Consider the following 26,656-nt stretch of genomic DNA (forward strand, 5'->3'; position numbering starts at 1 on the left):
GTCGCCCCCTTGCGGCTGTGTGGATCGAACTCTCGGACATCGCACCGTGGGACCAGGAGTCACAGCGCGCCGTGACTGACATCGGTTGGCGTGAGATCGACGATGTCGGTCTGATGCCGGAGGAATACCTCTACGCCAGGAGTGCCGACGGGATCGAGGTCGAGCTGTTCGTCACGGAACTGGCCGGCGGATCGACTGCTGCCTCGATCGAAGTCGAAGGGCAACGAGGAGCCTCGTCTCACGAGTGATCGGCTCTGTTCCCGGTTGTCTCCCTGATCCTGCCCGTGGCGGTCGTGTTCACCGTCCTTCCGAGCCCGGCCGCGCTGCGCGTGGGGTTCTGACGGGCGAGTGCTGCGTGCGCCGGACCGCGAGTTATCCACAGGCATTCCGGTTGTGGCACGCGGATCAGCGCGCGTGACCCTACAGTCGGAGCGGCGTCACCCCGCAGGGGCCGTCAGGGGAACCATCAGCACGAGCCAAGGGGGCAGACTGTGCCTGCCAAGATGAAGAGCCTGAACTCGATACGTTCTGCGCGGTACATCGGTGATTCCGAACGTGGTGATGTGCCGGGGTGGGTCTTGGTCACGCTGATGACGGCAGGATTGGTCGTCGCCCTGTGGGCCGTGGCCGGCCCACTGCTCGAGGGCGCGTTCCGGCAGGCCATCACCTCCGTGACAGGCAACGCGTGACCGTGGGCGCCGAGCGCGGCTCCGCCGTCGCCGAGACCGTGGCGGTGACCGGGTTCGTGCTCGCGCTGCTGCTCGGCGTCGTCCAGGTGGCGCTCGCGGTGCACGTCCGCGCGCTCGCGATCGACGCGGCGGCCGAGGGCGCGCGGGTCGCCGCGCGGGCGGATCGCGGACCGGCCGACGGCGTCGCCCGCACCCGGGGCCTGCTTGCCGCGTCCCTGAACGAGGCGTACGCCGGCCGGGTGACGGCTCGGGAGACGCTGCTGGACGGTCTGCCCGTCATCGAGGTCGAGGTCACGACGCCGCTCCCGGTGGTCGGCCTGCTGGGCCCGGCCGCCGGGGTGACGGTTCGGGGGCACGCCCTGGAGGAGCAGTGACCAGGGCCAGGGGGCCGGCCGGGACCGTCAGGGCCGAGCCGGGGAGTCACGCCGGGTGCCGGGCCGGGAGCGGCTCCGGGAACCTCAGGAACGAAGGTGGGAGCTGCACCGGGCATCTCGCCGGGAGCGAGGCCGGGTCCGCGGTGGTCGAGGCGCTGCTTGCCGTGATGCTCCTGCTGCCGCTCGTCTACCTGGTCGCCGTGATGTCGCGGGTGCAGGCCGGGACGTTCGCCGCCGAGACCGCCGCGCGCGAGGCCGTGCGGGCAGTGGTGACCGCGACGTCGGCGGACCAGGGAGCGGCCCGGGCGGATGCCGCCGTGCGCATCGCGCTGCGGGACCAGGACCTGCCCGATGACGCGGCGACGCTCGACATCGAGTGCGGCGGTGGACCGTGCCTCGTTCCCGGTGCGGAGGTTGCGGCAACGGTCCACGTCACAGTGCCGCTGCCGCTCGTCCCGGGGGTGTTCGGGGCACACGTGCCGGCCGCGGTGCACGTGGACGCCGCACATGTCGGCTCCGTGGACCGCTACGTGGCGGTGCGGCCGTGACCCCGAAGCGGCAAGCCACGGCGGAGAGCGGGCGCATCTGGCTGCTGACCGCGGGGTTCATGATGTTCGCAGCGGCCTTGGTAGGTGTGGTCGCATCGGCGACCGCCGTCCATCTGGACCGCAAGAACCTCGCCGATCTCGCGGACATGCTCGCGGCAAACGCCGCACAGGCCGTCGAGGAGCATCGGCTCTACGCAGGGGATGCCGTCCAGGCCGGCCCGCCCGGGTCGGGGACGCTGGTCCTCGAGGACCAGGGCGTCGCCGACTCGGTCGACCGGTACCTCGCCGAGCATCCGGGTGTCGTGCCCGAGGGGCTCGTGGTCGTCGCGGCGGACTCGCCCGACGGGCGGTCGGCACGTGTTTCCCTCTCCGCGCGGAGCAGGCCGCCGTTGCTGGGCTGGTTCACGGATCCGGTGGCGCCGATCGTGGTGACGGCGGAGTCGACGGCCCGCGCCTGGTGACGGCCTGGACGGCGTGCCCGCAGGTCGGCTCGGCCCTGTCCGCCCCGTGCCGATCCTGCCGTTCAGGGCGGATCCGGGCTGACCTGTCTCGCCCGCCCCGTCCGGCGTCGGGCCGGCGAGCCGGGCAGGTAGGCTGGATCCTCGTGGCAACCATCGACTTCGCGTCCGAGATCAAGGGCCTGCGCGGCACCCTCGAGTCCATCGAGGCGGTCAGCGACCCCAGCGCCCTGCAGGCCAAGATCGCCGAGCTCTCCGAGCAGGCGGCAGCGCCCGACCTCTGGGACGACCCCGACAACGGGCAGAAGGTGACCTCCGCGCTGTCGGCCGCGCAGGCGGAGCTCGACCGTGTGAAGAAGCTCGGTGCGCGCATCGACGACGTCGAGACCCTGGTCGAGCTCGGCGAGGAGATGGACGACGAGGACTCCTTCCGCGAGGCCGAGGCCGAGATCACCACGATCCGCAAGGACCTGGACGCTCTCGAGGTGCGCACCCTGCTCAACGGCGAGTACGACGCACGCGAGGCCGTGGTGACGATCCGCGCCGGCGCCGGCGGTGTCGATGCCGCGGACTTCGCCGAGATGCTGCTGCGCATGTACCTGCGCTGGGCCGAACGGCACGGGTACCCCACCAAGGTGGGCGATACGTCCTACGCCGAGGAGGCCGGCCTGAAGTCGGCGACCTTCGAGGTCAACGCGCCCTACGCGTTCGGCACCCTGTCCGTCGAGGCGGGCACGCACCGGCTCGTGCGTATCTCCCCGTTCGACAACCAGGGGCGGCGCCAGACGTCGTTCGCGGCGGTCGAGGTGGTCCCTCTCATCGAGACGACCGACCACATCGACATCCCGGAGTCCGAGCTCAAGATCGACGTCTACCGGTCCTCCGGGCCCGGAGGCCAGTCCGTCAACACCACGGACTCCGCGGTGCGCATGACCCACATCCCCACCGGTGTCGTGGTCGCGATGCAGAACGAGAAGTCCCAGATCCAGAACCGTGCCGCCGCCTACCGCGTGCTCCAGTCCCGGCTGCTCCTGCTGCGCAAGCAGGAGGAGGCGGCGAAGAAGAAGGAGCTCGCCGGAGACATCAAGGCGAGCTGGGGCGACCAGATGCGCTCCTACGTGCTGCAGCCCTACCAGATGGTCAAGGATCTGCGCACCGAGCACGAGCAGGGCAACACGCAGGCCATCTTCGACGGAGCGATCGACGACTTCATCGAGGCCGGCATCCGCTGGCGCCGCAACCAGCAGCTCGCCGCCTCCTGACACGTCGTCGCGGCCTGTCCACCCGCCGCGGCCGGGCGCCCCGACGCCGCATGCCGTCGTCGCTGTGACCTGCGACCTGCTCGCCAACGGCGGAAGACTGTCCTGACATAGTCGACCTGCCGCCTTGATCGCCTGCGGGCGGCGCGGCACGAAACGGGCTACCGGCGTGTCTCGCCGTGTGCGACGGCAAAATCACCCTTAGCCTCACAGGTGGGTATCACCTGGGTGATGCCCGGCCGGTCCCGGTTCCTGGGGGTCGGACGCCATCTGTGGGGAGTACACGTGATTAGGTTCGAGAACGTGTCGAAGGTCTATACGCGGGGCGCGCGGCCCGCCCTCGAGGACGTCTCGGTGGATGTGCAGCGTGGCGAGTTCGTCTTCCTGGTAGGCGCCTCCGGCTCGGGGAAGTCCACCTTCCTCTCCCTCGTCCTGCGCGAGCAGAGGCCCACCCGCGGCGGCATCTACGTCGCCGGCCGTGACGTCGCCCGGCTCTCCGCCTGGCGCGTCCCCAAGCTCCGCCGCGAACTCGGCGTCGTCTTCCAGGACTTCCGCCTGCTGCAGAACAAGACCGTGTACGAGAACGTCGCCTTCGCGCTCAAGGTGATCGGCAAGCCCCGCTCCGCCGTCCGCGACACGGTCCCCGAGATCCTCGACCTGGTCGGCCTGTCCGGCAAGGAGAAGCGCATGCCGACCGAACTGTCCGGCGGTGAGCAGCAGCGCGCCGCCATCGCGCGCGCCATCGTCAACCGGCCGCAGATCCTCCTGGCCGACGAACCGACCGGCAACCTCGACCCCACGACGAGCCTGGGCATCATGCGGCTGCTGGACCGCATCAACAGCACCGGCACCACCGTGGTCATGGCCACCCACGACGACGAGATCGTCAACGAGATGCGCCGCCGCGTCGTCGAGCTGTCCGACGGCGTCGTCGTGCGCGACGAGGCGTCCGGGGTCTACGGCGAACGCGAGTCGATCCTCCCGGAGGTGCGCCGCTCCTCCGTGCTCGGGACCGCGTCCGGCGTCCCGCGCCGGGCCGCCACCGGTCGCCGCAAGCCCCTGCCCGTGCGAGTGCCGACGCACGGGGAGGCCTGAGGTGCGCTTCCAGTTCGTCGCCGGCGAGGTCGCGGCGGGTCTGCGACGCAACACCACGATGGTCGTCGCCGTCATCCTCGTGACCTTCGTGTCCCTCACCTTCGTCGGAGCGGCCGCCCTCCTGCAGACCCAGATCGGCAAGCTCAAGGACGACTGGTACGACCTCGTCCAGGTCTCCGTGTTCCTCTGCCCCACCGGCTCGATGATGCCCACCTGCGCGTCGGGCGAAGCCACCGCGGCGCAGGTCGACGCCGTGCGCGACGTCATCGACACCGAGCTGTCCGACGAGGTCGAGGCCGTCTATCTCGAGACCAAGGCCGATGCCTTCGAGGCCTTCACCGAGCGCTACCCCAACGGATACCAGGGCACCCAGCTCACCGAGGACGACATGCAGGCATCCCTGCGCCTCGACCTCGCCGACCCCGAACAGTTCGCCGTGGTCAGCGACGTGCTCACCGGCCGCGACGGCGTCGAGCTCGTCGAGGACCAGCGTGCCGTGTTCGAACCCCTCTTCCGCACCCTGAACGTGGCGACCCTGCTCGCCGCCGGCCTGGCGGGCGTCATGCTCCTGGCCGCCGTCCTCCTCATCACCACCACCATCCGGCTGTCCGCGGTCTCACGACGCAAGGAGACCGAGATCATGCGCCTGGTCGGGGCGTCCAACCTGTTCGTCCAGCTTCCGTTCCTCCTGGAAGGCGCGATCGCCGCCGTCACCGGCGCGCTGCTCGCGGGCCTCGGGCTCTGGCTCGCGGTGCGTTTCCTGGTCGCGGACTGGCTGGAACGCTCCGTCGACTGGGTGGCCTACGTCGACGCCGCCGATGTGCTCACCGTCGCGCCGTTCCTCGTCCTCGTGGCGGTGGCGCTCGCGGCGGTCAGCTCCGTCGTCACTCTCAACCGGTACACGAGGATCTGATGATGTCGCGCAGAAACCCTGGCCGCACCACCGCACGGGCCGTCACCGTGGCCGTCACCGTGGCCCTCACCGTGGCCCTCACCGTGGCCCTCACCTTCCTGCTCGCCCTGGGCGGGGTGAGCGCCGTCGTTCCCGCCGCGGCCGACGACCTCGACGACCAGCGTGCTGCCGCCGAGGCCAAGGCCGACGCGAAGAAGGAGCAGCGTGAGGAGCTGGAGAGCAGCCTCGAGCACACCGATGCGAAGCTCGCCGAGGCTGCCCTCGCGCTCAACGACGTCGAGGCGCGCCTTCCGGTGGCGGAAGCGGACCTGGCCGAGGCGGAGGCCGGCCTCGAACGGGCCGAGCGGGAGGCCACGATCCTCGCGCAACGCCTCACCGACGCGCAGTCCGAGGAGTCGCGGATCGTCCGGCAGGTCGCCGACGACGCCGACAAGGCGGACGCGGCGCGTGAGGACATCGTCCAGATGGCCCGCCAGGACCTGCGGTCCTCGGGGAGCACGACGGCGCTGGGCCTGGTCACCGGCGCGCAGACCACCGAGGACTTCCTCGCCGGCTATGCGGTGTCCTCCTCGGCCGCCCGGAGCCAGGCGAGAGCACTGGCGGAGGTACAGGACTCCGCGGCGCAGGCCCGCAACACGAAGGCCAGGCTCACCGCGATCCGGGAGACCGTCGCGGAGCTCAAGACGCTCGCCGACGAGAACGTCGAGCGCAAGAAGGAGGTCCGCGAGGAGGCCGCGAGCCGGAAGGCCGAGATCGAGGACCTCATCGCCGAGCGGCAGAAGCTCAAGCAGCGCATCGAGCGGCGCAAGGACGACGCCAGGCGTTCCCTGGAGGAGACCGAGCAGGCGATCAGCTCGATCGAGGCGGACCTGAAGAAGATCATCGCCGAGCAACGGAAGCGCGACCAGGAGCACGCCGCCAGTCGCGGCGGCCGCGACGAGGGCGGTGCCGGAGGCGGCAGCGGCGGGGGATCGTCCGGCGGGACGCCGCCCAGGGCGTCGTACCTCTCGTGGCCGACGGCGAACCCTGTCATCACCTCCTCCTACGGGATGCGGTACCACCCCGTGCTGAACTACTGGCGCCTGCATGCCGGCACCGACTTCCGCGCCTACTGCGGTACGCCGATCCTTGCGGCGAGCTCGGGCACCGTGGTGTACGCCCGCACCATCCAGGGCCTCGGCAACCAGGTGCTCGTCGACCACGGCTACACGAGCAGCGGCAAGAGCCTCATGACGAGCTACAACCACCTCACGAACTGGGCCGTGTCCCCCGGTCAGCGTGTGACGCGCGGACAGGTGGTCGGCTACTCGGGCACCACCGGCACGTCCACGGCCTGCCACCTGCACTTCGAGGTGTACGTCAACGGGTCCACCGTCGACCCGATGACCTACCTCTGACGGCCCGGCTCCCGGGCGCGGCGCCGGGAGGGGCCGTGGCGGCTGTTTGCGGAGAAGGGGCCACCTCGGGGAACCTTGTCCACCATGAGCGTGGAGACCGCCGCCCCGGCACGTCGGCGGACCGAGCAGGGACGCGACCAGGACTCCGCTCCACGGACCCGTGGCTCGCGTCCGGCGGCCCGACACGTGGCGAGGACCCGGTCAGGCGTGGCCGGGCTCCCCGACGGCGCGGTGCGAGCCGCCGTCCGGGTCGGCGTCCTGGCCGGCTGCGCCGGGGTGGTCGCGTTCTGGTACGCCGGGGCGCGCACGGGCACGGGCGCCGGCATCGTGCTGACCGGCGCCGGTGAGCTCGCCGGCCTCCTGGGCTCGTTCCTCGTCTGCGTCCTGCTCGTCCTCATCGCCCGCGTGCCGGGCATCGAGCGCGCTTTCGGCATGGACCGGCTCGTCGGCTGGCACCGCAGCCTGGGCACGGCCACGGTGCTGCTGGTGCTCACGCACGTCGTCCTCATGATCGTGGGCAGCGCCGCCCTGGAGTCGACGACCGCGTGGGCGCAGATCCCGCGGCTGCTGGCGACCCAGCCCGAACTCCTCGAGGCGCTGATCGGCACCTGCCTGTTCTTCGCCGCCGGGCTGACGAGCGTCCGGCTGATCCGCCGGTTCCTGACCTACGAGGTCTGGCTCGCCGTGCACCTCACCCTGTACCTCGGCATCTACCTCGCATTCGGACACCAGGTGCTCGGCGGCAGCCACCTCGCCGGCCTGCCCGTCGCCCAGGCTGCCTGGATCCTCCTGTACGCGGCGGCGGGGGCCGCCCTCCTCACCTGGCGGGTCGCGCTGCCGCTGTGGCGCCTGTCCCGCCACGTGTTCCAGGTCGACGCCGTCCATGCGGCCTCGCCCACGGCGACGAGCGTCTGGCTCCGCGGAAAGCATCTCGAGGAGCTGGACGTGCGCGGAGGGCAGTTCTTCCTCGTGCGCTTCCTCACGCGCGGGCACCTGTGGTCGGCCCACCCGTATTCCGTCTCGTCCCTGCCGAACGAGGGCAGGCTCCGTTTCACCGTCGGCGCCCTCGGCGACCACTCGAGTGCCGCCGGCGCCCTGCGCCCCGGCGTCCGGGTACTTCTCGAAGGCCCGTTCGGCCGCTTCACGGCGTCGGCCGTGACCTCACGTCGCACCCTGCTCGTGGCCGGCGGGGCCGGCATCGGCCCGATCCGGTCGCTCGCCGAGGAACTCGTGCTGCACGGGCGCGACGTCGTCGTCGTGCACCGCGCGAGCGACCCCGAGGAGCTCGCGCTCGGCGAGGAACTGGCCGCCGGGCTCGGACCGCGGTACATACCGCTGACCGGGCGCCGCGCGGAGCTCGGGTACGATCCGGTCGCGCCGGACCGCCTGCGCGACGCCGTCCCCGACGCCTCGCGCCGGGAGGTGTTCGTCTGCGGTCCCGCCGGGCTCGTCGACGCCGTCGTACGCAGCAGCCGAGAGCTCGGCGTGCCCCGCAGCGCCGTCCACCACGAGGAGTTGAGCCTGTCATGACCGTGCGATGGCGCGGAACGATCGTCTACGCGGGCAGCCTGGCCGTCATCGGAGCGGCCACCTTCGCCCGCTACGGCGACGTGGCAGTTCTCGGCGTCCCCACGGCCGAGGGAGCCCAGACACAGGTGAGCGCCTCACCGTCGTCGTCACCCTCCGTGCCGGGAAAGAAGTCCGGCGGGCCTGCCACGGCAAAGCCGGACGACGGCGACGGGTCGGCGAGGTCCGGCGACGGAGCGGGCGGATCCGGGACCCAGGACGCAGAAGGCACCCAGGACACGGGCACCGGCGGAGCCGCCGAACAGGGCGGCGGCTCGACCACCACGGGCGCCGGCTCCGACCCCGAACCCGCCGAACCGCAGGACGTCACCGTCACCGGGGCGGTCGCGACCAACAAGGAAGGCACCTTCCAGGTGGCCGTCACCTTCTCGGGCGACACCATCGTGGACGTCATCACCGTCCAGGCCGGCCACGACAGCGCACGCAGCCAGCAGATCAACGAGGACGCCGTGCCGATCCTGCGCTCCGAGGCGCTCCAGGCCCAGTCGGCGAACATCGACACCGTCAGCGGCGCCACCTACACCTCCGAGGGCTATCGCGAGTCGCTCCAGTCCGCGATCGACCAGCACGGGTGACGCCCCCGTGCGCGTGACGGCCACGGTGATGGGCATCCCGTCGTCGTTCCACCTGCCCGAGCACCGCGGCACCGCCGCGACCGACCCCGCCGCCGCGCGCGCCGCCGTGGACGCCGCCGTCGACCTCCTGCACGAGGCCGAGCAACGGTTCAGCCGGCACGTCGCGACCTCCGAACTACGGGCCGTCCGCCGCGGCGACCTCGACATCTCTCGCGTGAGCGCCGACATGCGCGACGTGCTGGCGCTCGCGGACGAGGCGCGGGACGCGTCGTCGGGCGCGTTCGACGTGACCGGGCCGGACGGGCTGCTCGACACCGACGGCGTGGTCAAGGGCTGGGCGGTGCAGCGGGCCGCGGACCTGGTCGCCTGCCGCGGGGTGGTGGATCTGTGCGTCAACGTGGGCGGCGACGTCGCGGTCCGGGGTGGTCCGGAGCCGGGAAGGCCGTGGGCGGTCGCCGTGGCCGACCCGCACGACCGCACCCGGACGGCCGCCGTCGTGCACGTGTCCGACGGCGGCGTCGCGACCTCCGGGACGGCGGAGCGCGGGACGCATGTGTGGGACGGGCGGACCGGGCGTCCGGCCCGCGGCCTGGCGTCCCTGACCGTGGTGGCCGAGACGCTGACCAGAGCCGACATCCTGGCGACGGCGGGGTTCGCGCTCGGCGCCGACGGGCTCGGCTGGGTGGTTCGCAACGGCGCGGCCTGGGCGCTGGAGATCCGGCCGGACGGGACGCAGGCGCAGGCGATCCGGCCGCCTCGCGGGTGACGGCGGTGGCGCGGGTGACGGCGGCGCGGACGACCGGACCGGGATAATCGGCGGACGGCGGGAGGCCTGGCGCGTATCCTGGAACGTCGCGTGCGGACCCGGATGAACACCGACGTGCAGGGCGTTGAGGTGCTGGGCGTTCCGATGTGCCGGACGTGGCGACGTGATGGACGTGGAGGGAGACCATGGCGAAGGGCGCCAAGAAGAAAAAGAAGCCCGAGGACCCGCGCAGGATCGTGGCGAACAACAAGAAGGCGCGCCACGACTACCTGATCGAGGACGTGTTCGAGGCGGGCCTGGTGCTGTGGGGCACCGAGGTCAAGGCACTGCGCATGGGGCGCGCTTCCCTCGTGGACGGGTACGTGCACGTGGACCGTGGTGAGGCGTGGCTGGAGGGCGTGCACATCCCCGAGTACTTCGAGGGCACGTGGAACAACCACTCGCCGCGCCGCAAGCGCAAGCTGCTGCTGCACAAGGACGAGATCCTGCGCCTGCAGGCCAAGGCCCACGAGAAGGGCCACACGGTGGTGCCGCTCTCGCTGTACTTCCTCGACGGCCGGGCCAAGGTCGAGATCGCGCTCGCGCGCGGCAAGAAGGAGTACGACAAGCGTCAGGCCCTGCGCGAGAAACAGGACAACCGTGAGGCACTGCGCGCCATGCGCCACCGGGAGAAGCTGAGCTGAGCCGGCGCGGTGGGCCAGGGGCGCCCGCGAGGCGGCTCCCGTGCCCGACGGCGATCGTGGCGGCCGGTGGAAATAAGGTGACGGACCACCGCGTTGACCCACTAGACTGAGGACCTCGCCCGAACCCACGGGAGACGGCGGGGCGTTGACAACTCAACATGGGGCTGATCGGTTTCGACGGTGGTTGTGCTTCGAGGAGAAGCGGGCCGAGGATGCAGACTTATCTCGCTAACGATGTCTGCAAACCAATAGTTGCCGATACCAACTCGCGCAACGACTTCGCCCTCGCCGCCTGAGGCGGGCCCGAAGTCCGTCGGCCCGGGGGTGCTCTCACCCCGGTAGCCGGCGTCATCTTGAGAGCCACTGCTAGTGGTCCACGTCATCGGGACTACTGGGACTTCTAGGTGACTGAGCCTGTCCGTGAATGTGTCTGCGCAAGCACGGGGGCCGAGAAAATCCATAGCAGACTGCGCCCGGAGAAGTCCTCGAAAAGTGACACCGGACCCGGGTTCGATTCCCGGCAGCTCCACTCGGTGACAGGCGGCGTGACCCCATTTCGGGTCACGCCGCCTTGTCATTTCTGCGGATTCCCGCAGGTCTGCGCGAGCGGTGGGCTCACCGCGCCGAGAGGTCGACCAGGGGGACGCTGAACTCTCCCTGCCGCAGCGCGCCGGGCACCACCACGACGGCTTCCCTTCCGGTCCATCCGCGCCGGATGACCTTCACGACACCCTCGGCGCCGTGGTAAATGCTCGATGCTCCGGTGACCCGCACCGCGGTGCCCTCGGCGATCGCCCCGCCCATAGCCTTCTTCTCTCTGTCGTCCGGGCCGGGGCTGATCCGTGGGAACACGGGGCGCCGGCTCGTGGGGTGACGCAGAGCCTGCCAGGGGAGGAATGGCGTCGTCAATGAAATTGGGGATGTAATAGTTGGTCATGCGTCCACTCCTTGTGGCCGGATATTTCTTGACGCGATGGGCGGCGTTCTGGAGGTCGCCGACACTGCTTTTCCGGACGTCTTGTGAAATGTCGGAAATGCCATCAGGCAGGCTCGGAAGAAATGAAACCTGACCTGCGAAAACTCCGTCGCACTCTGCTTCGCGTCGAGAACCCGGGAGGCGTCAGCGAGCCGCGGAGGGCCGCCCGCGGTGCTGCAGGAAACGGCGCACGATCGCGCTGAACGACTCCGGTGCCTCGAGGTTGCTCACGTGCCCGCAGCCGGGGATCAGCTCCAGGTGCGCTCCGGGGATCCGGCGCTCGAACTCGCGCGCCACCTCGCGCGGCGACCGGACGTCCAGCTCTCCCCAGACCAGCTGCGTCGGCACCGCGATCGTGGGCAGCACCTCGGTGAGGTCGGCCGCCGCCATCGCGGTGAGCGCGGTCAGCATGCTGCGGCGTCGTACGCCGGCGGCCATGGCGTCCAGCACGGGCACGAACCGTGCCGGCGGCGCGCCCGCGAAGAGCCCGGGCAGCGTCGGGTCGAGCTGTCCTGGCGCATCGAGGGCGGCATGGACGCCCGACAGCCGTGCCTCGGCCTCCTGGGCACCGAGCGACCCGCGCCAGCCCGCGTAACCGTCCGCCAGCACCATCGCGCTGACCGTCGCCGGGTGGCGCCGGTACAGCTCCAGGATCACCGTGGTGCCCCACGACAGCCCGACGACCGGTGCCGGAGCGATGCCGAGCGTCCGGAGGACGCCGGCGAGGCAGTCGGCGTAGCCGGCCAGGCCGAACCCGTCGGGGACGTCCTCGGAACCACCTGCGCCCGGCTCGTCCCAGGCGAACACGGTGAACTCGTCCGAGAGCGCGTCGAGTTGCGGCGTCCAGGTCCGGCTGTCCTCGGCGCCACCGTGCACGAACATCACCGCCGGCCCGTGGCCGGCCCGCCGGTACGCGAGCCGCAGGCCGTTCACCTCGACCGTGTCCATGGTTCGACGGTAGACGGTCACCGGCACACCGGGCGGCCGGAGCGCTCGCCGCCGGTCCGGGCCGTCCGGCTCGCCGTCGGCCGCCGGGCCGGGCACCCGTCCCGACGTCGGCTACGTCGTGACGGACCGGACGCGTTCGGGACGGAAGCCGAACGCGAGGAAGCGGCCGGCCAGACGGCGGGGGATGCCGGTGCGCGTGACGAGGAAGCGCATCAGGACGGGCAGCTGCCCGTCCTTCCGCTTGGCGTCGAAGCCCTGCCGCTGCAGGAACGCCTGCACGCGCTGGGTGAGCCGGGTCGGCCACTCACGGCGGCGCTGGACGGCGGCCAGGTGGTTGTCGGTGAGAGAGTCGTCGAGCAGCGGGCGGGTGAGGATGTTGGCGGTCGCGACCGCGTCCTGGACGGCCAGGTTGATGCCGACCCCGCCGACCGGGGACATGGCGTGCGCCGCGTCGCCGATGCACAGGAGGCCGGGCCGGTGCCACGTCCGCAGCCGGTTGACCCGCACCTCCAGGAAGCCCATCGACTCGAAGGAGCTCAGCTCACCGGTCCTGTCTGCGAGCATCGGCGCCACCTGCGCCACGTCCCGCCGGAAGGCCTCGATTCCCTTGGCCTTCCAGGCGTCGAAGCCGCCCTTGCCGATGAGGTAGCCGCACTGCCAGAAGTCACCGCGGTCGATGGCGACCATGCCGCGGCCGCGGGCGAGCTGGAAGACGAGGTTCTCCTGGTCGTCCTGGTGGCGCGTCAGCCGGAACCAGATGACGTCGATGGGAGCGCCCAGTTCGTCGACCCGCATCCCGGCCGCCCGCCGAACGGCCGAGTCACGGCCGTCGGCGGCGACGACCAGGTCCGCGTGGAACTCCCGGCCGTCGGCGCAGCGCACGCCCGCGATCTTCCCGGCACGCTCGACGACGTCGGTGACGGGTGTGCTCATGTGCAGCGTGAAGGTGGGGTGGCGCCGGGCCTCCTCGGCCAGGAGATCGAGGAAGTCCCACTGCGGCACGAACGCGATGTACGGGAACTTCACCCTCATCCCCGCGAACGCCTCGATGGGCGTCAGGTCACCGCCGAGCGGAACGTTGAGCGAGGTCACCTTGCGGTACCGGAGGCGGTCGAAGCGGCCGGACAGGCCGAGGTCGTCGAGGACCTCGAGGGTGGAGGGGTGGACGGTGTCACCCCGGAAGTCCCGCAGGAAGTCCTGGTGCTTCTCCAGGACCGTGACCTGCACGCCGGCGCGGGCCAGCAGCAGACCGAGCATCATTCCGGCCGGTCCGCCGCCGACGACGACGGCGTTCATCCGGCACTCCCCGGGGGAAGGCCCAGGGCGCGGGCGGCGGCCCAGACTCGGGGCAGGCCGAACTCGGCCATACCCCTGAGCAGGTTGCGCAGCGTGTCGTCGGTGGCGCCGGCGGACCGCGCCAGGTCGGCGTGCAGGTGCAGGGACTCGCCCAGGGTCTGGTGGAGGACATCCACCGCCAGGCAGGCGAGCGCCCGCTCACGGACCGACAGGTGCGGGCGGGCCCAGCGCTGGGCGAGCTGGTCCTCGGTGAAGGCGGCCAGTCCCGGGTCCACCTCCCGCAGGTCCTGGACGGTCCGCGCCAGTCCACCGCGCAGACCGGCCGGCCCGGCGGCCTCGGTGTCCCGCGCCCCGGGCAGGCCGAGCTCCGTCAGGCGCTGGAAGGCGGACGCGACGATCGGGTACCCCGCGTAAGGAGCCAGGTGGCGGAGCAGCTCCCTGATCGACTCGGGGTCCACGTCGTTGGCCCGGGCCATCTGCACGTGCATGGCCAGGGGCAGGCCGAGGTGGGGATGGCACAGGTCGGCGGTCAGGCAGAGGAAGGCCTTCTCCCGCACCGTCAGGTGGGACAGGTTCCACAGGTTGTGTCCGCCGCTCACGGCGAACCGGGCGAAGACGGGATCGAGGTCGGCGAGGGCGTCGGCACCGGCGAGCCGGGTCATGCGTGGCGCTCCGTTCGGGACAGGCCCAGCGCGCGCAGGCGCAGGCGGTCGAGCGTGTACTGCGGGACGACCCGGCCGAGCGTGCTCATGAGCCGTGACGTCTTGCCGACGGGATAGCGGGCGCGGGGCTTGCGCGCGGTCAGGGCGTGCAGGACGGCGCGGGCGACCACGTCGGGGCTCGACCCGTCGCGTTCGGCCGCCAGTCCGCTCGTGACCATCGTGCGGTAGGCGGTTCCGTACAGACGCCTGCCCTCCGGGCCGAGAGAGGCCAGGCGGGGTTCGACCTCGCCCTCCAGCTTGTCGACGGCGTCGGTGTGGATCGAGCCCGGCTCGATGAGGACCGTCGCCACGCCGAACGGCCTGAGCTCCATGCGCAGGGCGTCGTTGAGGGAGCGGACGGCGTGCTTGGACGAGCACAGCGGCCCGCCGAAGGGGAGGGTGATCCAGCTCCCTACGGAGCCGACGTTCACGACCCTGCCCTGGGCCGCCCGCAGCTTCGGCAGCATGGCCTGGGTGACGGCCACCGGCCCGAACACGTTGACCTCGTACTGCAGGCGCAGCGCGTCCAGCGGGACGAACTCCAGCGGCCCGGTGACCCCGATGCCCGCGTTGTTCACGAGGGCGTCGAGGTGGCCGATCCGGTCGACGGCATCGGCGATCTGGCCGGGGTCGGTGACGTCGAGCACGATCGGCGTCACCGTGGGGCCCAGCGCGTCGCCGTCGGCCTGCTTGCGAACGCCGGCATGCACGGCGAAGCCCTCGCGGGCCAGCAGCAGGGCGGTGGCGCGGCCGATTCCGGTCGAGGCGCCGGTGATCAGCACGGTTCTCGGCATGGCAGTTCCCTTCGGAGACATCAGTAGTAGGCCCGCATCAGCTCGGTGGCCCATGCGGGCTGTGTGGTCGGCCCCTGTGGGCCGAACTCGGCCATGTACGGCTTGACGTCCAGCACGGGGGTGCCGTCGATGGCGTCCAGGCCGCGGACATGGAGGTCAAGCCCTTCGACCGAGAGCAGCCGGCAGCGGGACACACCCAGCCGGTTCGGGCGGTTCTTGCCTCGCTGGGCGAAGATGCCGACCTCCGGCCAGTCCGGGTTGCCCCGCGGGCGCCGGGCCGTGGTGGTGATCGAGGCGGGGTCGGCGAGGTGGAAGTGGAAGACCACCTCCAGGTGGGAGAAGCCGTCGAGACCGGTGACGGCGTCGGGGCCGAAGCGGTGCCCGTCGAGGCGGATCACTGCCTGTTCGGTGTCCCAGCCGTCGTCGAACGCCTCGGACCGTCCTCCGAGGACCGTGCCTACGGGGTGCAGGGCGATGGGCGCCACCACTAGGCGGTCGGCCGGGGGCCCGCTGGGCCCGCCGACGATGACATCAGGCATGCTGTCCTCCGGTGAGTATGCCAACACCTGTTGGCCAACAACTGTTGGCAACTTAGAGCAGCCCGTGCCTCGAGTCAACGCCTGTTGGCATAAAGTTGGTCCCATGGAATCAGCGACGAGGGGGAGGAGCTCCGAGGCGACGAAGGCGGCGATCCTGGCAGCCGCACGACGGGCGTTCTCCGAGGAGGGGTACGACCGCGCGACCATCCGGTCCATCGCGGCCGAGGCCCGGATCGACCCGTCGATGGTCATGCGCTACTTCGGCACGAAGGAAGCCCTCTACGCGACCGCCATCGATGTCTCCCTGTCGCTCCCTGACCCGGCCGGGGTTCCGCGCGGCCGGATCGGCGAGGTGGTCATGCGCGGCATGTGCCGCTACTGGGAGGAGGAGCCGATCGGCCTCGCGCGGCTGCGCAGGGCGCTCGCCGACCCGGCCAGCGCCGCCGCGGTGCGGGCATCGATAGCGGACGAGGCATCGGCCATCGCACGGCACTTCTGCGAGGACGAGGACGAGGCACACCTCCGTGGGGCGATGGCCGGAACGCAGGTCCTCGGGATCTCGCTGAGCCGCTACATCCTTCGTGTCCCGGAGATCGTGGCTCTCAGCTGCGACGAGCTGGTGGCCCTGTACGCGCCGACGCTTCAGCGGTACTTCTGCGAGCCGCTTCCCGGCGTCACCGGTGCGGTTCCGGAGCGATCCTCCTGACGCGTGCGCCGGAGACGCCCCGCTCCGCGCCCCCGGACCCCGGACGTGCCGGAGCCAGGCGCGCGGAGCGACGTCGGCCGCGTGTCAGCCCAGATCGCAGGGGGTGTCGCCGAGCAGCACGGCGGCCGGTGGTACCGAGCTTCCGGTCGCGATGAACCCGAGCGTCCACGTCGCGCCGGGCGCGAGGTCCGGGGCCCAGCCCGGTGCCTGGACCGTCACCGTCGGCCCGTCCTGGACGGCGGTCCCGCCCCAGGACTGGGTGATGGCCTCGCCGTTCGTGAACTCCCAGGTGACGGCGGCGCCCTCGACCGTCTCCGTTCCGGTGTTCGTCACCGACACCTCACCCTGGAACCCGCCGTCCCACTGGTTCACCACCGTGTACGACGCCGTGCAGGACGCGGTGCCCGGCCCGGGATCGGTGGGCTGTCCGCTGGGTTCCTCCGTCGGGTCCCCGGTGGGCTCCCCCGTGGGCTCCACTGTGGGCTCCTCCGTGGGCTCCGGTTCCGGGCCGACCGAGCCGGGCTCCGAGCCCCACAGCAGTTCGGGCCCCTCGTACAGCGTGATCCGGTCGTTCTTGGCCGGATCGGCCCCGACCCCGGCCTGCGACCAGTCGTTGCTCGGGTCCCACACGTCGGCGGTCACCCGGAACTGGATCTCGCGGCGGTGCTGCGACTGCCCACCCGGGTACACCGGTGAGCCGGAGCAGTCGATCTCCACGTAGTACCGGTCCCCTCCGGCATGCCCGACGGTCGCCGCGCCGTCCGGGCACTCGGTGTAGTTCGTCGAGGCCTGGATCGTGGCCGGGTCCGCGCCGGCGTCCAGGGTGAACCAGTAGCGCACCCGCACGTCGTCGAGGACCCGCGCGGGGAACGCCGACCGGTTGCGCACCATCGCCTTGATCTCGGTGAACTCGGTCCCCGGCTGGTTGAGGTTCGACTCGACGAAGAACTCGTCCTGGTCGGGCTGCTCCGGCTGAGGGAAGTCCGACAGCGGCGTGCCGCCGTACTCGTCGGCGAGGTAGGCGACGGCGGAGGTGAAGCCCGCGTTGTAGTCGGTGGCGACCTCGTTCGACACGTAGTCCGACCGGTCGTCCGTGTACGAGTCGTCGGGAGAGCCGGGGCCGCCGACGAGGGCGCCGTACAGCGTGTGCCGCGTGTCGGCCGGGTCGGTCAGGGAGTCCAGCCACGACCCGTGAGCCGTGCGGTGGTGCGGGTTCTGCGGCGGGTTGTCGCCGTACCCGATGACGTACGACGAGCCGCGCGGGTTGTCACCGAGCGCGTAGTCGATCTGGCGCTCACCGAAGTCGTGGTACGTCCGTGCCCGGGTCGTGTCGCCCTGCTGCGCCAGCCAGTCGCCGTAGACGAGTGCCACGAACGCGGTGTTCGCGGCGTACCGGAGCGAACCCCACGTGTCCAGGTACGCCTGCCCGCCGGGGGAGTAGGTCACCCGTTCGCCGTCGTACCCCGTGGTCCAGTAGTCGAGCCACCGGTTCGCGTCCTCGATGTACCGCTGCTCGCCCGTCGCCTGTGCCAGCAGGGCGTACGTGCCGAAGGACTTGTCGTCCCACGCGATCGTCCAGCGGTAGGAGTGGGTGCCGGTCTGCGGCTCGGTCCCGAGCTGGTCGTACTCCGCCTCCGCCTTGGCCAGGTAGGACGCGTCACCCGTGGCCTCGTAGAGCCAGTACGCGCCCCAGACGAGCTCGTCCTGGTAGCCCGACCACGAGTTGTAGTAGTTCGCGGCCGGGACGCAGTCCGAGTACTCGCCGCGGTAGGTGTCCGCGAAGTCGTAGAGCTGTTCGGCGTGAGTGACCAGCTCGGCCGCGTAGCCGGGGTCGGAGTCGGCGAACACGATGGACGACGCCGCCATCGCCGCCGCCGTCTCCCCGGCGACGTCGCTGCCCGGGCAGGACGCGTCGACCTTGTACGCAGGGCGTGCCATCTGCATGGCCTCGGCCGGGCCCCACCACTTGTGGTCGGCCTCCCCGTCGCCCACCTGGGCGTAGAGCACGTCCGGTTCCGGGTGCGCCCTGATGAAGTAGTCGTTCACCCAGCGCAGCGAGTCCAGCAGCTCGTCCTGCTGGCCGGCCGCGGCGTAGCCGCCGGGGCTCTCGATCGCGCCCCACGCGAGCATCGTCGTCGTGAACGCCATCGGCAGGCCGAACTTCACGTGGTCGCCGGCGTCGTACCAGCCTCCGGTCAGGTCCAGGCCGACGTCCGCACCGTCGGCCATGCCGGAGTCCCCGCGCCAGTTCACGCGGAAGTCGTCGGGCAGGTCGCCGGAACGCTGGGCGTCGTAGAAGAACAGGGACTTCTGCAGCACCTCGGCGTAGTCCTGGTCGCCGGCCGCGGAGGCCGCGGGGGCGACGCCGGCGGCTCCTGCGGTGAGGAGCGCCCAGGCCGCCGTGAGGGCGGTGGCCCGGACCGCCGCGCGTCGTCGTGCGGGGGGTCGTGGATGCATGGCTACCTCTCGGGGTCCGCCCGCGTCCGCGTCGACGCAGGTCCGGTCCGACACCCTCGTCGTTCACCCGCCCCGGCGGCAGGGCGCGAAACGTTTAGCCGGGCACCGGCGACGGCCGGTGCCCGGCAAGGGACCGGCCGCCGCCCGCGGTCACAGCCCCCGAGCGAACTCGCTGATCAGCGACGGCACCGCGGCATCGAAGCCGGCGACGTCGAGCATGCCCGGATCGGCCGGGTCGGCGATCGAGAACTCGGTCGCCGTCATGCCCACGACGACGAGCCGCGCCGCGATGCCCGAACGCTCCCGGTACTCGCGCAGCGCCTGGTGCGGGTGCACGCTGCCGTGCCACGTCTCGTTGTCGGTGTAGACGACGAACGTGTCGACCTCCAGCCCCTCGCGGGTCGCGTGCAGCATCGGCTGCGCGCAGTCCGTCGAACCCATCGGCAGCGAGTCCACCACACGCAGGGCGTCGTCGAGCCGCTGACGGGGCGAGATCCGCAGCGGCGCCAGCGCGGGCGGCTCGCCCCACCGGTGCCCGCCGCCCGCCGCGGTGAAGGCGACGGCGGACGCCGTCGGCTCCGTGGCGAGCTGGACCAGCGAGAGCGCGGCCGCGGCCTCCCGGGGCGTGATCGGCAGGCCCGAGATGTTCCCGAAGCCCATCGACCCCGACACGTCCACGGCGAGCATCGTCCTCGTCCCGGAGGGGTCGACAGCGCCGAACGCCGCGGAGAACGCGGCGTCCAGCGCGTCGGTGATCGCCGGCGTCGGCTCCCACGTGCCCGAACCGCGCGTGGACCTCCCCGAGGCGTAGGTTCGCTGCGCCACCAGCACGTTCACCGGGTGCACGCGGGCGCGCCGCAGCCGTTCCGGGTCGGCGAGCCGGTCCGCGACCTCAGCGGTGCGCCCGCCGGTGGCAGGGAGCACGCCGAGTCGTGTGAGCCGGGGGAGCTGGCGCATCAGGGCCGTGGCCGGGACGCCGACGTCGAGCAGCGCGTCCCAGACCGCCGTCTCACCGAGCGCGGCGTCGGGCAGCATCTCCCAGGTCAGGCCCGCGTCGCGGACCAGAGCCGCCCAGGTGGCGACGTCGGAGGTCGCCCCCGCGCGGACGAACGCCTCGATCAGCTTCGGGGTCGCGTTGCCGGTCGAGGCGTGCGTGATCCAGTCGAACGTCGCGCGCAGGGCCGGGTCGGACGTAACGGGGTGGGCCAGTCGCAGCAGGTCACGGTGGGACCAGCCCTCGCGCTGCCGGTACTTGACCGCCTGGTGGGCGACGGCGTCCGCGTCCTTGTCGGTGTACCACCGCCCGACGGCGCGGCGCAGGCCGCGGCCCCAGCCGCGGAACTGCTCGGCGTAGCCCGCGAACTGGAGCAGGTGGGTTCCCGTGCGGGCCACGCGCGGCAGCGCCGCGAGCGCGGCCTGCGCGCTGCCCGGTACCGACGACGCGGCCGCCAGCGCGAAGAGTGCGGGCTGCTGCCGGGGCGCCGCGCCGCGGGCCGAGACCTCGACGATCGTGCGGACCAGGACGTCCGGGTCCCGCTCGGCCAGGCGCAGCACCAGCTCGGCGTTGTCGCGGGCCAGGTCACGTGGTGCGGCGTAGTAGGTGCCTCCGTCGACGCCGAGGGTGAGGAAGCGGCGCAGCCGCGCGACGTCGTCGAGCACGAAGGTGTACCCGCCGGCCTCGTTCCGCTTCTGGTGGGCGTCGGCCTGCTCGTGCTGTGGGGTCCGGCGGCGGCTGACGGCGCGCAGGATGTCCATGGGTACTTCCCTCCTCGTGCGTGGCGACGACGCCGGCCTGGGGCCGGGTCGTTCTGTTCGTTCCGGACATGCCGAAAGCGGTGGCGGGCGTGTCGTGGTCACCGGGGTTGTGCTCTGGGCCGCTGAGCTACGCCGCCCGGAGGCGGCGGCGGGATTCGAACCCGCGTCTTTCCTTCCGAGGAGAGGTAACCGATGACCTTCGGCCCGCCACCGCCTTCTGCGGTGACGTGAGCGGGCGTGTGACGCCGCCGGCGGCAGAACACCCGGCGAACCGGGCGCGGGGCTCGAACCCGCACTGCCATGACCAGGTAACCGATCGGCTCCGGCCCGCTCCGACGAGGTCCGGGCGGGCGTGTGGCCGACCGCCGGGGGTCTCATGCTCTGCCCGTTGAGCTACGCCACCCGAAGTGACGACGGGACTCGAACCCGCAACCCTGAGTGTGAAGTGAACCGACCGTCTCCGGTCCGCCCGAACCTCGCCGATGTTCAGTTGTCCGGGCGTGAGCCTAGGCGGGGCCGGCGAGGGGCGCACCGTATTTTTCCTGATGGGGAGGGTGCGGGTGGTGCGGGTCGGGGAGGAGCCCCAGGTGCCGGTCACGGTCCGGTGACGATTCACCACCTCAACCAACGAATCGGGCATCCTGGCCGTCTCTCCCCGTGAGAACTTCGCGCGTGGCCCGCTCTGACCAGGGAAGACGGAGCGCTCGGCGCGCGATGACGACTGACGGGCATCCGCGTGCCGATCGTGGGCCCGCCCCCAGGAGGAGCGCAGCGATGGACAACAGCGTGACACGCAAGATGACGGCCGGAACCCTGGGTGCGGTGGCCCTGGTCGCCACCCTGGTGGCGGCCAGCAGCAGCGAGGCCCAGGAGACGCCGTCGGACACCGCCGCCCCGTCGTCGACCAGCAGCGCCGAGCGTTCGGGCGCCGCGGCGCCGGACGTCGCGCTGGTGTCGACGCCCGACGCGCGGCGTGCCGCCGCCCAGGAGCAGGCCGCCGACCGGCGCGCCGCGGCCGAGGCCGCGAAGGCCGCCGAAGAGGCCGAGGCTGCCGCGCGGGCGGAGGCCAAGGCAGCGGCGAAGGCAGCGGCGAAGGCCAAGGCGGAGGCGGAGCGTCAGGCGCGCCTGGCCGAGATCACCCCCGGCGAGCAGGGGGAGCACGTGGCGCGGATGCAGGAGCGTCTGCGACAGCTCGGCTACCAGGTGACGTCCGCGGACGGCGTCTACGGTGCCGAGACCTGGCAGGCCGTGGTCGCGTTCCAGAAGGTCGCCGGTCTGGGCCGGGACGCCGTGGTGGGGCCGGCCACCCAGAAGGCCCTGGACGACGGCGTGGTCCCGGTCTCGCGGTACGGCGGAACCGGCATCGAGGTGGACCTCGGGCGGCAGGTGCTGCTCGTGGTCGAGAACGGCAAGGTGATCCGCACCTTCAACGCGGCGTCCGGCAACGGCGAGAGCTACGAGGCGCTGGGCGCCCAGTACGTGGCGCACACCCCGAGCGGCAGCTTCGCCGTGTACCGGCAGGTGGACGGTATCCGGGAGTCGTCCCTCGACCTGGGCAGCATGTACCGGCCCAAGTACTTCACCGGCGCCATCGCCGTGCACGGCTCGCCCTCGATCCCCGCCTACCCGGCGTCGCACGGCTGCATCCGCGTGTCCAACACCGCGATGGACTGGATCTGGTCCTGGGGCGCCTCGGTCGGCACCCCGGTCCACGTGTACTGAGCCGGTACGGCCCCGGGAACGGCCGGTACGGCCCCGGGAACGACGCCTGGGCCGCGCACGGTCCCTTCAGTCGACCGGCAGGGCCAGGAGCCCCCGGACCGTCTCGACGAGGTCGCCGCCCGCGACGTCCGGGCCGGCGAAGATGTCCGGGAAGCTCTCCCCGCCACGGGCGACCCATCCCGTGGTGAGCCCGGCCTGGTGGGCACCATGGGTGTCCCAGGCGTGCGCGGCCACCAGGGCGAGCTGCTCCGGATCGGCGCCGGTGCTGCGGACCGCGTGCCGGTAGATCTCCGGGGCGGGCTTCCACTGCCGCACGTCGTCGACCGACAGGACCTGCTCGATGTCGTCGTCCAGGCCGGCGCGGTGCAGCAGCCGAATGGTGTTCTGCGCCGAACCGTTCGTCAGCGTCACCAGCCGGATGCCCGCGTCCCGGGCGAGCCGGACCGCCGGCAGCACGTCGGGATGCGGGTCGAGCTCGGCGAACCCCGCGAGGACGGCGCCCGCCGCCTCGTCGTCGAGCGCGGATCCGGTGGCCGATCGCAGGGCCTGGGCGGCGACCTCGCCGAACGGGCGGTAGCTCCCGCTGGCCGCGAGGGCGAACCCGTCCCGCAGGAGGCGCGAGAAGAACAGCTCCAGCACGTGCCCCGGCTGCCCGGCGTCGACCAGCCGCCGCCGGACCGGTTCGAGCGGGAACAGCGTCTCGATGACGTCGAACGCGATGACCCGAGGACGTTTCGCCATGCCACGATGGTTCCGTCACGCCACGGTCCCGGCAAGCTGGTGCGTCCCGGACCGTGCGGTGACGCACGACAGCCCTGGACCAGCAGGTCGTGGCGATCCGCGATGTCCGCTGCGATGCGGGCATGCGGCGCGTCGGCGTTAGGGTTGCACTCCGTGACCCCCGATCCCGGTCTCGTGCCCGCACCCGTGTCGCTGGAGACCGGAGACGGGACGGTCCTGCTCGGCGACGGCGCGCGGGTCGCGGCGGACCCGGCACTGCGTCCCGCCGCACGGTGGTGGCGCGGGGTCACCGAGGCGGCGTTCGGCATCGAGCTCGTGCCTGACGACGGCGCGGGGAACCCGGACGTGAGCTTCGTGCGCGGCAGCGGCACCCCGCCGGGTGGCTACCGCCTGGAGATCGCCCCCGGTGCGTCGACCCGGGTGCGGGTCGAAGCCGCCGACCTCGACGGTGCGCATGCCGCCGCGCAGACCCTGCGGCAGCTGGCCGGCCCCGGAGCCTTCCGGCGCGCGCCGCTCCGTACCGGCGAGGGCACCCGCCGGCCGTCGTCGGGCACCGTCGCCCTTTCCGCCCTGCGCATCGCCGACCACCCCCGCTTCGGCTGGCGCGGCGTCCTGCTCGACGTCGCCCGGCACTTCCTGCCCAAGCACGACGTGCTGCGGTTCGTCGACCTCGCCGCGCTGCACAAGCTCAACGTGCTCCAGCTCCACCTCACCGACGACCAGGGCTGGCGTCTGGAGGTGCGCCGCTTCCCGGAGCTGACGCAGGCGGGCGCCTGGCGGGCCGAGTCCACGATCGGCACCTGGCGCACGGGAACCGGCGACGGCACACCCCACGGCGGCTTCTACACGCAGGACGACCTGCGCGAGATCGTCGCCTACGCGCGCGAGCGCGGGGTCACGGTGGTGCCGGAGATCGACGTTCCCGGACACGTCGAGGCCGCCGTGGCCGCCTACCCGTTCCTCGGAACCCGCAAGGACCGGCGTGGTGTGCGCACCACCTGGGGGATCAGCGAGGACGTGCTCGACCCGTCCGAGGAGTCCCTGGCGTTCTTCCGGCACGTGCTCGACGAGGTCGCGGACGTGTTCGACGCCCCGTGGATCCACCTCGGCGGCGACGAGGTGCCCGTGGACCGCTGGGAACGGTCGCCCGCCATCCGGGCGCGTGCCGCCGCCCTCGGGTTCGTGCGGCCGGCGGCCCCGGCATCGGGTCATGGTGTGCTCCGGGCGCCGGCAGAGCCGGTTCCCGACGTCGCCCGCCTGCACGGCTGGTTCCTGGCCAGGCTCGCCGACCACGTGCGAGACCTGGGGCGGCGGGCGATCGTCTGGGACGAGGCGTTCGGTCCCGACCTGCCGCGCGACGTCGTCGTGACCGCCTGGCGCGCGGGCAGCCCGGGTATCGCGTCGCGGGCGGCCGCGGCCGGGCACGACGTCGTCGTCGCACCCGAGACGGCCTGGTACCTGGACCACCGCGGCGGTGACCACCCGGAGGAGCCCGTCCCGGTGGGCTTCCTCCGTACGGTCGCGGACGCCCTGTCCTACCACCCGGACCTGCCGGGCGGCCTCCCGCAGGCCGCGGCCGGGGGAGTCGAGGCGGCCGGGGGAGCCGAGGAGGCCGGAGGGGTCGAGGCGGCCGGAGCCACGGACACGGAGCACCGTGGCCGGCTGCTCGGAGGGCAGGCGCAGGTCTGGACGGAGCACCTGGACTCCGCGCGCCGCGTCGACCACGCCACCTTCCCGCGGCTGGCGGCCGTCGCCGAGGTGCTCTGGTCGCCCGCGACCGACCGCACGCCCGGGACGCCGGCGTCGGACGGGTTCCTGAAGCGGCTCGACGAGCACCACCTGCCCCGGCTCGACGCCTACGGCGTCGAGTACCGGCCGCCCACGGGCCCGCACTTCTGGCAGCGCCGGCCCGGCGTGGCCGGAGCGTTCCGCGACCTGGCCGGCGAACTGGCCGGCGCGCGCGAGAGCGAGACGCGGCTCCACGGCGCCGAGGCGAGCATGGGAGCGGGGGCAGGCGCCGGCGTGGGGGCGCTCGCGGGCCACGGCGGCGCCCGGTCTGCCGTGTCCGGCCCGCAGGCGTCTTCGCCGCCTGCCGTCGGCGTCGTGGCCGGCGCGAGGCTCCCGCTGCCCGACGGGTCCCTGTCCGAACCGGTCGACCTCCACCTCCGCGGCGGGCGTATCACCCTGGTGACGCGTGCCGCCGCCCGTGCGGCGCCGGACCGTCACGTTCTCGACGCCGGGGGGCGGATCGCCCTGCCGGGACTGATCGACGCGCACTCCCACGCCGAGGGCGTCGTGCACGACCCGGACGTGCAGCACTCGCTCCTGCGGCAGGGCGTCACGACCATCGTGACCGGGCAGGACGGCGTCTCGTACGCCCCGGGTGACGGGAGGTGGCCGGCCGCCTACTTCGCGGCGATCCTCGGCGACCACCCGAGCTATCGCGGCCCGCGTGTGCGCGACCTCCTGGCCTGCTACGACGGCACGGTTCCGGTGAACGTCGCCTACCTCGCCCCGCACGGCACGATCCGGCACGCGGTGCTCGGGGACAACCCGAAGCGAGCCACCAAGAAGGACCTCGCGCGCATGCGGGCGCTCCTGCGCCAGGCCCTGCGCGACGGCGCGTGCGGGCTGTCGACCGGCCTGGAGTACGTGCCCGGCGGGTACGCCGACGAGCGCGAGCTGGTGACGCTCGCGGAGGTCGTCGCGGGGCGGGGCCTGCCGCACGTCAGTCACATGCGCGGGTACGAGGACAAGGCGGGCGACGGCTTCGCGGAGCTCGTGCGGATCGCGCGGGCTTCCGGTGTCGCCACGCACGTGTCGCACTACCACGGGCCTGCGGCCGAACTTGCCGGGTACGTCGACGAAGCGCGCGCCGACGGTCTCGACGTCACCTTCGACTCCTACCCCTACCTGCGCGGATGCTCCATCCTGTCGATGGTCTCGCTGCCGCCGTGGCTGCCGCTCGCCGACCCGGAGGCCACGGTGAGCGCCCTGCGGGATCCGGAGACGGTCGCGCGGCTGCGGCGTGAGCACTTCCCCGCCCTGGCCGAGACGTGGCCCCGCATCACGTTCGCGTCCGTGCCCGACCAGGGAGGCCGGAACCTCACCTGGGCGGAGGGCCGGACGCTGCCCGACGTCGCCCGGCTGCTGGGTCTCGACCCCGCTGATGCCGTGATCGAGGTCCTCGTGGCGACGGGCCTGCGCGCCACCTGCGTGTTCGCCCAGCCCCCGACGAACTCCGCGGAGTCGGTGGCCGCGCTCGCGGGCCACGCGGCGCATCTGGGCGGGTCGGACGCGATCTACCTGGGCGGGCGCCCGCATCCGCGCGGCTGGGGCGCGTTCGCCCGGATGCTCGCCGAGCGGGTGGGCTCCGGCGACTGGTCGTGGCATGACGCCGCCGAGCACCTGTCAGGACGGGCGGCGAGGCGGTTCGGGCTCGCCGGCCGCGGCGCGCTCGTGGCAGGTTCCGTCGCGGACGTCGTCCTGGTCGACCCGGACACGGTGCGTGACCGCGCCACCTACGACCTGCCGCGCGTGGTGGCGTCGGGCGTCGACGACGTCCTGGTGCGGGGTGTACCGGTCCTGGCGGGCGGTGACCTGACCGGAGCGGCCCCGGGCGGTGCGGTTCGTCCTGGCTGAGCGCGCCGGGCGAGGTTCGGTGCCGGACCGGTGCT

General features: G+C 72.4%; 25 protein-coding genes, 1 tRNA gene and 1 other RNA gene. 17 read left to right on the forward strand and 10 right to left on the reverse strand.

Annotation, left to right across the window (positions count from 1 at the left end; translation table 11 throughout):
- The first annotated feature begins 17 nt into the window (after positions 1–17).
- The 14 genes from HGK34_RS01890 (at position 18) to ssrA (ending at position 10,876) form a co-directional block, all read left to right on the forward strand.
- On the forward strand, positions 18–248 hold the full coding sequence (locus HGK34_RS01890) for a hypothetical protein (protein WP_201844832.1): 231 nt from the start codon (positions 18–20) through the stop codon (positions 246–248).
- 255 nt (positions 249–503) lie between these two features.
- A complete protein-coding gene (locus HGK34_RS01895; protein WP_201844944.1) occupies positions 504–689 on the forward strand; it encodes a hypothetical protein in 186 nt (61 codons plus the stop codon).
- Positions 686–1,063: a TadE/TadG family type IV pilus assembly protein gene (locus HGK34_RS01900; protein WP_201844833.1), complete on the forward strand. Its 378-nt coding sequence runs from the start codon at positions 686–688 to the stop codon at positions 1,061–1,063. Before HGK34_RS01895 ends, HGK34_RS01900 begins: the two co-directional genes overlap by 4 nt.
- Positions 1,060–1,611: a pilus assembly protein gene (locus tag HGK34_RS01905; RefSeq protein ID WP_307815664.1), complete on the forward strand. Its 552-nt coding sequence runs from the start codon at positions 1,060–1,062 to the stop codon at positions 1,609–1,611. The genes HGK34_RS01900 and HGK34_RS01905 overlap by 4 nt, the downstream gene beginning before the upstream one ends.
- The gene (locus tag HGK34_RS01910; RefSeq protein WP_201844834.1) at positions 1,608–2,072 is read left to right on the forward strand and encodes a hypothetical protein; all 465 of its coding nucleotides are present in this window, start codon (positions 1,608–1,610) and stop codon (positions 2,070–2,072) included. Before HGK34_RS01905 ends, HGK34_RS01910 begins: the two co-directional genes overlap by 4 nt.
- Positions 2,073–2,215: 143 nt before the next feature.
- Complete coding sequence (prfB, locus tag HGK34_RS01915; RefSeq protein ID WP_201844835.1) at positions 2,216–3,331, forward strand: peptide chain release factor 2; 1,116 nt, start codon at positions 2,216–2,218, stop codon at positions 3,329–3,331.
- 282 nt (positions 3,332–3,613) lie between these two features.
- Complete coding sequence (gene ftsE, locus HGK34_RS01920; protein WP_201844946.1) at positions 3,614–4,423, forward strand: cell division ATP-binding protein FtsE; 810 nt, start codon at positions 3,614–3,616, stop codon at positions 4,421–4,423.
- Position 4,424: 1 nt separating this feature from the next.
- Positions 4,425–5,336 (forward strand): permease-like cell division protein FtsX, encoded by a 912-nt coding sequence (gene ftsX, locus HGK34_RS01925; RefSeq protein ID WP_201844836.1) that lies wholly within the window; start codon positions 4,425–4,427, stop codon positions 5,334–5,336.
- A gap of 2 nt (positions 5,337–5,338) precedes the next feature.
- Positions 5,339–6,733: a M23 family metallopeptidase gene (locus tag HGK34_RS01930; protein WP_201844837.1), complete on the forward strand. Its 1,395-nt coding sequence runs from the start codon at positions 5,339–5,341 to the stop codon at positions 6,731–6,733.
- An 84-nt stretch (positions 6,734–6,817) separates the two neighbouring features.
- Complete coding sequence (locus HGK34_RS01935) at positions 6,818–8,263, forward strand: ferredoxin reductase family protein (protein ID WP_201844838.1); 1,446 nt, start codon at positions 6,818–6,820, stop codon at positions 8,261–8,263.
- Entirely contained in the window at positions 8,260–8,895 is a 636-nt protein-coding gene (locus HGK34_RS01940) for an FMN-binding protein (RefSeq protein ID WP_201844839.1), read from the forward strand. The genes HGK34_RS01935 and HGK34_RS01940 overlap by 4 nt, the downstream gene beginning before the upstream one ends.
- Before the next feature lie 7 nt (positions 8,896–8,902).
- On the forward strand, positions 8,903–9,661 hold the full coding sequence (locus HGK34_RS01945; RefSeq protein ID WP_201844840.1) for an FAD:protein FMN transferase: 759 nt from the start codon (positions 8,903–8,905) through the stop codon (positions 9,659–9,661).
- Positions 9,662–9,846: 185 nt separating this feature from the next.
- Positions 9,847–10,344 carry an SsrA-binding protein SmpB gene (gene smpB, locus HGK34_RS01950; protein ID WP_201844841.1) on the forward strand — a complete coding sequence of 166 codons (498 nt, stop codon included), beginning with the start codon at positions 9,847–9,849 and terminating at the stop codon, positions 10,342–10,344.
- A gap of 160 nt (positions 10,345–10,504) precedes the next feature.
- Positions 10,505–10,876, forward strand: a transfer-messenger RNA (tmRNA) gene (gene ssrA / locus HGK34_RS01955).
- An 83-nt stretch (positions 10,877–10,959) separates the two neighbouring features.
- Here ssrA and HGK34_RS01960 read toward each other — a convergent pair.
- From HGK34_RS01960 to HGK34_RS01985, 6 genes are all read right to left on the reverse strand, one after another.
- A complete protein-coding gene (locus HGK34_RS01960; RefSeq protein WP_201844842.1) occupies positions 10,960–11,148 on the reverse strand; it encodes a hypothetical protein in 189 nt (62 codons plus the stop codon).
- Positions 11,149–11,464: 316 nt separating this feature from the next.
- Entirely contained in the window at positions 11,465–12,268 is an 804-nt protein-coding gene (locus HGK34_RS01965; RefSeq protein ID WP_201844843.1) for an alpha/beta fold hydrolase, read from the reverse strand.
- 111 nt (positions 12,269–12,379) lie between these two features.
- Entirely contained in the window at positions 12,380–13,564 is a 1,185-nt protein-coding gene (locus HGK34_RS01970; RefSeq protein WP_201844844.1) for an FAD-dependent oxidoreductase, read from the reverse strand.
- Positions 13,561–14,226 (reverse strand): carboxymuconolactone decarboxylase family protein, encoded by a 666-nt coding sequence (locus tag HGK34_RS01975; RefSeq protein ID WP_201844845.1) that lies wholly within the window; start codon positions 14,224–14,226, stop codon positions 13,561–13,563. The genes HGK34_RS01970 and HGK34_RS01975 overlap by 4 nt, the downstream gene beginning before the upstream one ends.
- Entirely contained in the window at positions 14,223–15,059 is an 837-nt protein-coding gene (locus tag HGK34_RS01980; RefSeq protein WP_201844846.1) for an SDR family oxidoreductase, read from the reverse strand. Before HGK34_RS01980 ends, HGK34_RS01975 begins: the two co-directional genes overlap by 4 nt.
- Positions 15,060–15,079: 20 nt before the next feature.
- A complete protein-coding gene (locus tag HGK34_RS01985) occupies positions 15,080–15,598 on the reverse strand; it encodes an SAM-dependent methyltransferase (RefSeq protein ID WP_201844847.1) in 519 nt (172 codons plus the stop codon).
- Between the two features lie 103 nt (positions 15,599–15,701).
- On the opposite strand from HGK34_RS01985, the gene HGK34_RS01990 reads away from it, so the two are divergent.
- A complete protein-coding gene (locus HGK34_RS01990) occupies positions 15,702–16,304 on the forward strand; it encodes a TetR/AcrR family transcriptional regulator (RefSeq protein ID WP_201844848.1) in 603 nt (200 codons plus the stop codon).
- Positions 16,305–16,388: 84 nt separating this feature from the next.
- Here HGK34_RS01990 and HGK34_RS01995 read toward each other — a convergent pair whose 3' ends face one another.
- From HGK34_RS01995 to HGK34_RS02005, 3 genes are all read right to left on the reverse strand, one after another.
- Positions 16,389–18,761 (reverse strand): glycoside hydrolase family 9 protein, encoded by a 2,373-nt coding sequence (locus HGK34_RS01995; protein WP_201844849.1) that lies wholly within the window; start codon positions 18,759–18,761, stop codon positions 16,389–16,391.
- A gap of 150 nt (positions 18,762–18,911) precedes the next feature.
- A complete protein-coding gene (locus tag HGK34_RS02000) occupies positions 18,912–20,516 on the reverse strand; it encodes a TROVE domain-containing protein (RefSeq protein WP_201844850.1) in 1,605 nt (534 codons plus the stop codon).
- A gap of 140 nt (positions 20,517–20,656) precedes the next feature.
- Positions 20,657–20,731 (reverse strand) — tRNA-Pro (locus tag HGK34_RS02005).
- 559 nt (positions 20,732–21,290) lie between these two features.
- On the opposite strand from HGK34_RS02005, the gene HGK34_RS02010 reads away from it, so the two are divergent.
- The gene (locus HGK34_RS02010; RefSeq protein WP_244666269.1) at positions 21,291–22,238 is read left to right on the forward strand and encodes a L,D-transpeptidase family protein; all 948 of its coding nucleotides are present in this window, start codon (positions 21,291–21,293) and stop codon (positions 22,236–22,238) included.
- Between the two features lie 66 nt (positions 22,239–22,304).
- Here HGK34_RS02010 and HGK34_RS02015 read toward each other — a convergent pair whose 3' ends face one another.
- Positions 22,305–22,979, reverse strand: a complete 675-nt coding sequence (locus HGK34_RS02015) for a haloacid dehalogenase type II (protein ID WP_201844851.1) — start codon at positions 22,977–22,979, stop codon at positions 22,305–22,307.
- A gap of 153 nt (positions 22,980–23,132) precedes the next feature.
- Here HGK34_RS02015 and HGK34_RS22410 point away from each other — a divergent pair, with 153 nt between their 5' ends.
- On the forward strand, positions 23,133–26,621 hold the full coding sequence (locus tag HGK34_RS22410) for a family 20 glycosylhydrolase (protein WP_307815667.1): 3,489 nt from the start codon (positions 23,133–23,135) through the stop codon (positions 26,619–26,621).
- Positions 26,622–26,656: the final 35 nt, after the last annotated feature.

Origin of the sequence: Myceligenerans indicum (genome assembly GCF_016742955.1) — a bacterium.
Lineage (GTDB): Bacteria > Actinomycetota > Actinomycetes > Actinomycetales > Cellulomonadaceae > Myceligenerans > Myceligenerans indicum.

Bases quoted from the DNA above. Each gene is read 5' to 3' on its own strand.
- HGK34_RS01895 (WP_201844944.1), top strand. From the start codon at position 504: ATGAAGAGCCTGAACTCGATACGTTCTGCGCGGTACATCGGTGATTCC.
- HGK34_RS01930 (WP_201844837.1), top strand. From the start codon at position 5,339: ATGTCGCGCAGAAACCCTGGCCGCACCACCGCACGGGCCGTCACCGTG.
- HGK34_RS01935 (WP_201844838.1), top strand. From the start codon at position 6,818: ATGAGCGTGGAGACCGCCGCCCCGGCACGTCGGCGGACCGAGCAGGGA.
- HGK34_RS01940 (WP_201844839.1), top strand. From the start codon at position 8,260: ATGACCGTGCGATGGCGCGGAACGATCGTCTACGCGGGCAGCCTGGCC.
- smpB (WP_201844841.1), top strand. From the start codon at position 9,847: ATGGCGAAGGGCGCCAAGAAGAAAAAGAAGCCCGAGGACCCGCGCAGG.
- HGK34_RS01960 (WP_201844842.1), bottom strand. From the start codon at position 11,148: ATGGGCGGGGCGATCGCCGAGGGCACCGCGGTGCGGGTCACCGGAGCA.
- HGK34_RS01965 (WP_201844843.1), bottom strand. From the start codon at position 12,268: ATGGACACGGTCGAGGTGAACGGCCTGCGGCTCGCGTACCGGCGGGCC.
- HGK34_RS01970 (WP_201844844.1), bottom strand. From the start codon at position 13,564: ATGAACGCCGTCGTCGTCGGCGGCGGACCGGCCGGAATGATGCTCGGT.
- HGK34_RS01975 (WP_201844845.1), bottom strand. From the start codon at position 14,226: ATGACCCGGCTCGCCGGTGCCGACGCCCTCGCCGACCTCGATCCCGTC.
- HGK34_RS01980 (WP_201844846.1), bottom strand. From the start codon at position 15,059: ATGCCGAGAACCGTGCTGATCACCGGCGCCTCGACCGGAATCGGCCGC.
- HGK34_RS01985 (WP_201844847.1), bottom strand. From the start codon at position 15,598: ATGCCTGATGTCATCGTCGGCGGGCCCAGCGGGCCCCCGGCCGACCGC.
- HGK34_RS01990 (WP_201844848.1), top strand. From the start codon at position 15,702: ATGGAATCAGCGACGAGGGGGAGGAGCTCCGAGGCGACGAAGGCGGCG.
- HGK34_RS01995 (WP_201844849.1), bottom strand. From the start codon at position 18,761: ATGCATCCACGACCCCCCGCACGACGACGCGCGGCGGTCCGGGCCACC.
- HGK34_RS02000 (WP_201844850.1), bottom strand. From the start codon at position 20,516: ATGGACATCCTGCGCGCCGTCAGCCGCCGCCGGACCCCACAGCACGAG.
- HGK34_RS02010 (WP_244666269.1), top strand. From the start codon at position 21,291: ATGGACAACAGCGTGACACGCAAGATGACGGCCGGAACCCTGGGTGCG.
- HGK34_RS02015 (WP_201844851.1), bottom strand. From the start codon at position 22,979: ATGGCGAAACGTCCTCGGGTCATCGCGTTCGACGTCATCGAGACGCTG.